Genomic DNA, 6837 nt, shown 5'->3' with positions numbered 1-6837 from the left:
ATTCTGGTGTTCCTGGAACCTCTTGACGTTTGGTGCGACGACCTGCTAAGAAACCAACTGCAGCAATAGCAGCCCCTCCTCCCGATAAGAGCAACCACAAGGGTACTGGCAAGTTGGGCGTTTTAACTTCCGTCTTCTGTGCGGGTTGCGCTTCTTTCTTCTCACCTTCTGTTGGCTTAGTACCACCCCGCAAAGACTGAGCATAAAGTTGAGGCGCACGCTGAGTGACAATCATATCACCCTCGAATAAGCCAGTCTTCACCTCAACCATGTCCCCAGAGGTTTGACCTAAAGTGACTTCAGTTGCTTGAAAAGCATTACCATTTTGTACGTAAACCTGTTTCTTACCATTGACATCAACCACAGCTGAATTAGGAATAGCTAATATAGCTGTCGATGTTTGGTTTGTCAAAACTTCAAGTTCGGCAAACATCCCTGGCTTGAGAACTCCACCGGGGTTATCTATTTCGGCTTTCACAGGAACAACCCGCGTTTCGCCTTCCACCACAGAACCAATTACGGCTATTCGTCCAGTGAAGGTACGATTAGGCACAGAAGCTACCTTCAAACTTACCCGTTGACCTGTCCTTACCTTGCCCAAATCTTTTTCATAAATATTTGCTGTGGCATAAACCCGACTATCATTGACAATCGTTATCAGCTTGCCACCTACATCATTGAATGATTGACCAATGGTAACTTGTCTGTCAGCAACCCGACCGGAAATGGGAGCCGTCACCGTTAACAGTCCCTTAGCATTGGCGCTGTTTCCCAGTTGTTGCAATCGAGTCTCATAATTAGTATTACTGAGTTGAATACGTTTTTTTGCTACTTCAACAGAGGCTTGAGCACGTTTAAGTTTATTTTCAGCATCAATTACGTCCCGGCGGCTCGAAGCTTTGGTCAGTTCCGCTTTGGCTTCTGCTAGTTGGGTTTGGGATTCTAAAGCATTGCGACGAGGGAGAGCGCCCGCATCAGCTACTACCTTATCTTTGTCATACTTTTCTTGAGCAAAGGTCACTTTATTCTGTGCAGAGGCTATTTCGGCTGCAGCTATCTGTTGATATTTTTCGTAGTTTTGTTGAGCAAGCCGTAAGTCAGCTTGCGCTTGCTGCAAATCAGCTTGACCTGAAGCAAGTTTTTCTTGAGATTCAACGCGCAGTGTCACCAAGTCAGGACTGGTTACAACAGCCACAGGTTGACCTTTTTTCACGACTGCACCAGGTTCCACCAACAACTCAACCACTTTCGCCCCAGAAATTGGGGTATTGACTTCCACTTTTTGACTAGGCAGGGTCTCAATTTGCCCAGTGGTTTTAATACCAACAGATAGCCGCTGACGTTTCACTGGCTCGACTTTGATTCCTAGCTGTTTAACCGTTGAGGCATCTACTTCAACAGACCCGCCACTTTGACTGGTTTCACTTCCTCCTTGAAATTCATCTCCGTGTCCACCGTCGGCTAAAACAACTGTGGGAGCAATTAGTAGGAGCAAGCTCAGGAATCCTCCAGAAATACAACGGAGTGTTGTAGATTTTTGGGAACGTTCAAGGCTGTGCATTATTAGAAATGTCCTTGAGTACTAAGGAACTAGAGTAACGACTTGAAGCTGGCATTTGTGTCCTGTTACAGTCGCTTGCTATTGGGTAAACACAGCAAATGTTCCGCACTAACAAAACTGCCTTTTCACTAGTTTGTCATATGAGGATGAAATTACTGTGAAATTTCTGGCTTGACTTCAACAAATATGCAATTAAACTCTAGCTTAACTCTAAAAGTTTTTAATGGCTGGGTAGTAATAGAGTTAATAACCAATGCGAAAACTGGCTCCTCCTATAGGAACTTCTGTACTAGCGCCAGCAAATTTAGCGAAGAGGCGGTAAAAATAACTATTTCCTCCTGTTCGTCGTTTGACATTCTTGAGGTCAATTTCTAGCTGAGTGTCAGGAGCAACTGGTTCGGTAAAAGCTAATAGTATAGTTTTGTCATTCACAGAAACATTAGTGTTAATTCTCTGACCATTTTTATCTTCTACATTAATGTCATCAACATCATTGCTCAAAGTTACATTGGTTGGAACCTGAATACTTAGCTGAGAAATCTCCTTACTATTTTTGGGAATATGTACTCGGAAAGTATGTCTAACAACATACCAGCGTGTAGGAGGAAATTGCGCGTTTCCATCAATGTGAGGATCTTGACTATCATCTGCGCTAGCTTTTGCATAGTTAACAGGAATTAAGGTTACAGTAGCCAGAGCCAATGCAACAGCGTAGATCATTATTTTCTTCATTCAACACCTGTCGTGATAATTTATAGATTAAAATGTGGAAAACTGAGCTGTGCCTACGGGAATCTCTGTGTCGTTACCGACGGCTTTAGCCCATAAGCTGTAAACGGAAGCAGGACCAACAGTTGGTTGTCTGACTTTATTAAATTCAATTAAGAGTTTGGTGTTAGAAATAACTTTTTCCGGAAAATCTATTAAGATTCTTCTACCATTGACAGAAATATTAATGTTAATTTTTTGACCCTTATCATCCAACACATCAATATCATTACTAACAGCCACAGAGGATGGAGTATCAATAATTAGCTGGGAGAGAGTATTGTTATTCCGAGGAATTTGTACTCGAAAGGTATGTTTAACAATCCGCCAGCTATTAGGAGGAAATTTTACACTATCATTAACATTGAAAACCCTGTTGTTATCTGTTTTAGCAGTTGCATAGCCAGCAGAAATTAAAGCTGCGCTAACCAGAGCAAATGCCGCAGCAGAAATCAGTGTTTTCTTCATCTTGTCTGTCCAATGAATCAATTATTCAATTAGATTGCAGATTCATCGTTTGCACGAACCTTTATTTAACTAGAATGACAGGTCACTATGAAATTAAGATGAAATTTTGGCTCTTTAACAAAACTTATTCATTCATATTGTGATAAATTGTCATGAGTGCCCCTCCTGGCAACAGCACCTGTGAAGTGATCGGACGACGCTCCCAGAGGGAGCCTTACTTGGCGCTATCGCACAAGAGACTAAAAACGCATCGATAAGCCAACAAAGGGCTGGAAATCATCCGCAGCCTGCTTTAACCCAATGTTAACACCTGCATCTAGTTGGATATTCTCCGTCAGCAGATACTTCAAGCCAGTGTCAAAAGTGGCAATGAAATCAGAGCCTTTCTCGGTTGTTTTTTCCGTAAATAACTCAAAATAAGTACTCCATCTGGAGTTAATTGCATAGCCAAGGGTGACGCTATTGACAAAACCTAAATTATATCCAGAATCAACTTCATTTTTATTAAAGTCGAACTCGGTCATCATACCCAAGTCCCACCTATCAGACAGTGCAATCCCCAAGGGAAAAATAATGCCGCCTTCAATTGAGTTATTTCCCAAATTATTTTGATTAGTAGGGAATTTGATAAAAGGCATCATAGCAAACGCAGTTTTGCCGACGTCATTGCCCCAAAAGTTAACCTTGACGCGAACTGTAATATCACCAAAGCCAGAGCGTTCCTCAGTGGAGCCACCTTTGGGTGTAGTACGCACGACGTTGTACACTTCTGGGATAATCTGTAAATCGACGTTATTTAACAGACCGACTTTAAAGTTGGGAACGAAAAGATTGAAAGATTCTGTACGGGTATCGTCTGCACTATTAGTATCTCTGGTATATACGAAGAAATCTGCTTCTATTTGGAAATGTCCTGCATCCACAGTAAAGGGAGACTCTGTTTGGTCAGGGCGATCTGTACTCAACTCCCGCCATAGGTTTTTGGGTGTAGGGTGAAACAGGTTGTACTGGCTTTTGTCAGGGAGAGGACTCTGTGCTTGATTAGGAGGTTGTTGTTCAACTGCATCAGATACCAAGTCTTGGAATACAGGTTGGTTGGATAAGTAATCCTGCGCCTTATCTGGTAAAGAAATAGCAGTATTGAAATAAAGCTCGTTGGCAGAAGTGCTATCAGCAAACTCGTCTGTTAAGTTTACTTCTATAGCCAAAGCACTGCTAGAAATGACTGCTACCACACCACAAGCAGCAAGGGTGCAGATATACATTTCAGTCAAAATACTCTCTCCTTAGTTGTGAGAACTTTATTTCATAATACTCTCATATTTATTTCATTTTTAGTTCATAATCTCTGTCTTTGAGCAAAAATCCTACTCCTGAAGCCCACGCCAGTCGTCTCAGACCAAGTTGCATTCATAGGCTTAAACTGAAGTTACCTTTGTGCAAATGTACTATGCCCGTAACAAAAGGTTGTCAGCAGTTTGTTGAGTAAACCCAAATTGAGTGACTAACAGAAAGTGGAGGTGTAAGTAGGTGGGCAGGAAAATTTCTAAGTATGTAACGAAAGATTAAACAGAACAATTAAAGTTAAATTTTATATGTTTTGTGCTGTAGTTCCCTCTTTCTCCCCTAGCTTTGACCCCATTTATGACACTATCGCACAAGAGACTAAAAACGCATCGATCAGCCAACAAAAGACTGAAAATTATCAGATTCTTGGGTGTAGAGTGAAACAAGTTGTACTGGTTTTTGTCAGAGAGAAGAATTTCTGCTTGTAATGATAATTGTGAATTCCATTAAATGTTTATTTAATACCATAATTGTATTATTAATTATACTCCAATTTCCTACATCAAAGTTCTGATTAAATTCTCGAACCTATACCCCCATAAAAAGACTTGAATTTCTAAAATCCTTAGAGAATAGAGATTTTGTTGTTTGAGTACATCAGTAATTAACAGAAACAAACGAAAACGATGTGATGCGATACTAAAAAAGCAAGATTAGTGTTCCTTCAAAAGAAGAGCGAAATGTAGTCAGCCAACGAGATAACTTAGCATGAAAAAATATTGATATAAAAATTGACGTCACGGGTAGCAACTACACAGTTTATTTTATCTCCAGCAAGTCATAAGTTTTAGGCTCATTACATTTCGATGAAGTGAGCTAAACAGTGTAGCAGCTAATTATGTATTTGATACCTGATATCTTGCACCCTCCGGGTTCGGCTGCTCCTAATCTGTACTACTGATCGCTCAAGAAGAAAACGAAACTTGCATCACTAAGTAGGAATAGATGACCGCAATTCCAGCAGGCGGCAATCTCAGAGGAGAAATCATGAAAAAAACCTTTGCAACAATAGATGGAAATGAGGCTGTTGCCCGTGTTGCTTACCGCCTAAATGAAGTGATTGCCATTTATCCTATCACCCCCTCATCATCAATGGGTGAATGGGCAGATACCTGGTCGAGTGAAGAACGTCCCAATGTATGGGGTACTATTCCAAGAGTGGTGGCAATGCAGAGTGAAGGCGGGGCTGCGGCTGCGGTGCATGGGGCATTGCAAACAGGTAGTCTGACGACGACCTTCACATCATCTCAAGGATTGCTGTTGATGATTCCCAACCTGTACAAAATAGCAGGTGAACTCACCAGTGCCGTTATTCACGTTGCAGCACGTTCTTTAGCAACCCATGCCCTGTCAATTTTTGGTGATCATAGTGACGTGATGGCTGCGCGTGCAACTGGTTTTGCTTTGTTGTGTTCCGCTTCAGTACAGGAAAGTCAGGATTTTGCTCTGATTGCCCAAGCCGTCACCCTTCAAGCACGAGTGCCATTTATGCACTTCTTCGATGGCTTCCGCACTTCTCATGAAATTCAGAAAGTTCAACTTTTGGAAGACAGCGATCTTCAGGCGCTGATTGATGAGGAACTGGTATTTGCTCATCGCGATCGCGCTTTAACCCCAGATCATCCAGTCTTGCGGGGAACCGCCCAAAACCCCGATGTTTACTTTCAATCCCGCGAAAGCATTAATCCCTATTACAACGTTTGTCCCGACATTGTCCAACAAGCAATGGATAAATTCGGGGAAATCACAGGACGATATTACCGCATCTTTGAATACCACGGTGCCCCTGATGCAGAAGAAGTTATCGTGATCATGGGTTCCGGCTGTGAAACAGTGCATGAAACCGTAGATAACCTCATTGCCCGTGGAAAAAAAGTTGGTGTTGTCAAAGTTAGGCTATTCCGTCCTTTTGATATCAAACGGTTTGTAGAAGTTTTACCTGCTAGTGTCAAAGCAATAGCAGTCCTAGATCGCACCAAAGAACCTGGTAGTGCAGGTGAACCCCTTTATTTGGATGTTGTCACTGCTGTTCACGAGGAGTGGTTAGATAGACAAAGGGGGAGTGGAAGAATTTCTACTCCTAAAATTATCGGTGGTCGTTACGGTCTTTCTTCCAAAGAATTTACCCCAGCGATGGTGCTGGCAGTTTTTGAAAACCTGACTCAGGCAAAATCAAAAAATCATTTTACCATCGGTATTAACGACGACGTTAGTCACACCTCTTTACCATTTGACGCCGACTTTTCTATTGAACCAGATAACGTTGTGCGCGCAATGTTCTATGGGTTGGGTTCCGATGGTACAGTGGGGGCAAATAAAAACTCAATCAAAATTATTGGTGAACAAACCGACAACTACGCTCAAGGTTACTTTGTTTACGACTCAAAGAAATCTGGTTCAATAACTGTATCGCATTTGCGTTTTGGTTCACAACCAATTCGCTCAACTTTCCTGATTTCACAAGCCAACTTTATTGGTTGTCATCAGTGGGTATTTGTAGAACGCATTGATGTCCTAAAAGCCGCTGTTGTTGGAGGAACATTCCTGCTGAACAGTCCTTATGATGCTGATACCGTTTGGGAACATCTCCCAGTGGAAGTACAACAGCAAATTATTAGCAAGCAACTGAAGTTTTATGTCATCAATGCGAATCAAGTTGCTCGCGAAAGTGGCATGGGAGGACGGATTAACAC

At 42.0% G+C, this 6837-nt stretch carries 5 protein-coding genes; 1 reads left to right on the top strand and 4 read right to left on the bottom strand.

Annotated features, from left to right (window positions below; translation table 11 throughout):
- The 4 genes from DP116_RS26000 to DP116_RS25985 all read right to left on the bottom strand — a co-directional run.
- The coding region (locus DP116_RS26000) for an efflux RND transporter periplasmic adaptor subunit (RefSeq protein WP_169157899.1) at window positions 1-1561 on the bottom strand (1561 nt) is incomplete at its 3' end.
- 243 nt (window positions 1562-1804) lie between these two features.
- Window positions 1805-2281, bottom strand: a complete 477-nt coding sequence (locus DP116_RS25995; protein WP_343038453.1) for a DUF2808 domain-containing protein — start codon at window positions 2279-2281, stop codon at window positions 1805-1807.
- Between the two features lie 39 nt (window positions 2282-2320).
- On the bottom strand, window positions 2321-2797 hold the full coding sequence (locus DP116_RS25990; RefSeq protein WP_169157897.1) for a DUF2808 domain-containing protein: 477 nt from the start codon (window positions 2795-2797) through the stop codon (window positions 2321-2323).
- A gap of 239 nt (window positions 2798-3036) precedes the next feature.
- The gene (locus DP116_RS25985; protein ID WP_169157901.1) at window positions 3037-4062 is read right to left on the bottom strand and encodes a transporter; all 1026 of its coding nucleotides are present in this window, start codon (window positions 4060-4062) and stop codon (window positions 3037-3039) included.
- 1069 nt (window positions 4063-5131) lie between these two features.
- Between DP116_RS25985 and nifJ the strand changes: the two genes are divergently transcribed.
- Window positions 5132-6837, top strand: a 1706-nt coding sequence (gene nifJ / locus DP116_RS25980; protein ID WP_169157900.1) for a pyruvate:ferredoxin (flavodoxin) oxidoreductase, incomplete at its 3' end; no start/stop codon positions are given.

Origin of the sequence: Brasilonema bromeliae SPC951 (assembly GCF_012912135.1) — a bacterium.
GTDB classification, from domain to species: domain Bacteria; phylum Cyanobacteriota; class Cyanobacteriia; order Cyanobacteriales; family Nostocaceae; genus Brasilonema; species Brasilonema bromeliae.
Note: the sequence above shows the minus strand (reverse complement) of the source record. Positions and strands in the feature narration are given on the sequence as shown.

What these genes read in the sequence shown, in the direction of transcription:
- DP116_RS25995 (WP_343038453.1), bottom strand. Translation starts at nt 2,281, where the DNA reads ATGATCTACGCTGTTGCATTGGCTCTGGCTACTGTAACCTTAATTCCT.
- DP116_RS25990 (WP_169157897.1), bottom strand. Translation starts at nt 2,797, where the DNA reads ATGAAGAAAACACTGATTTCTGCTGCGGCATTTGCTCTGGTTAGCGCA.
- DP116_RS25985 (WP_169157901.1), bottom strand. Translation starts at nt 4,062, where the DNA reads ATGTATATCTGCACCCTTGCTGCTTGTGGTGTGGTAGCAGTCATTTCT.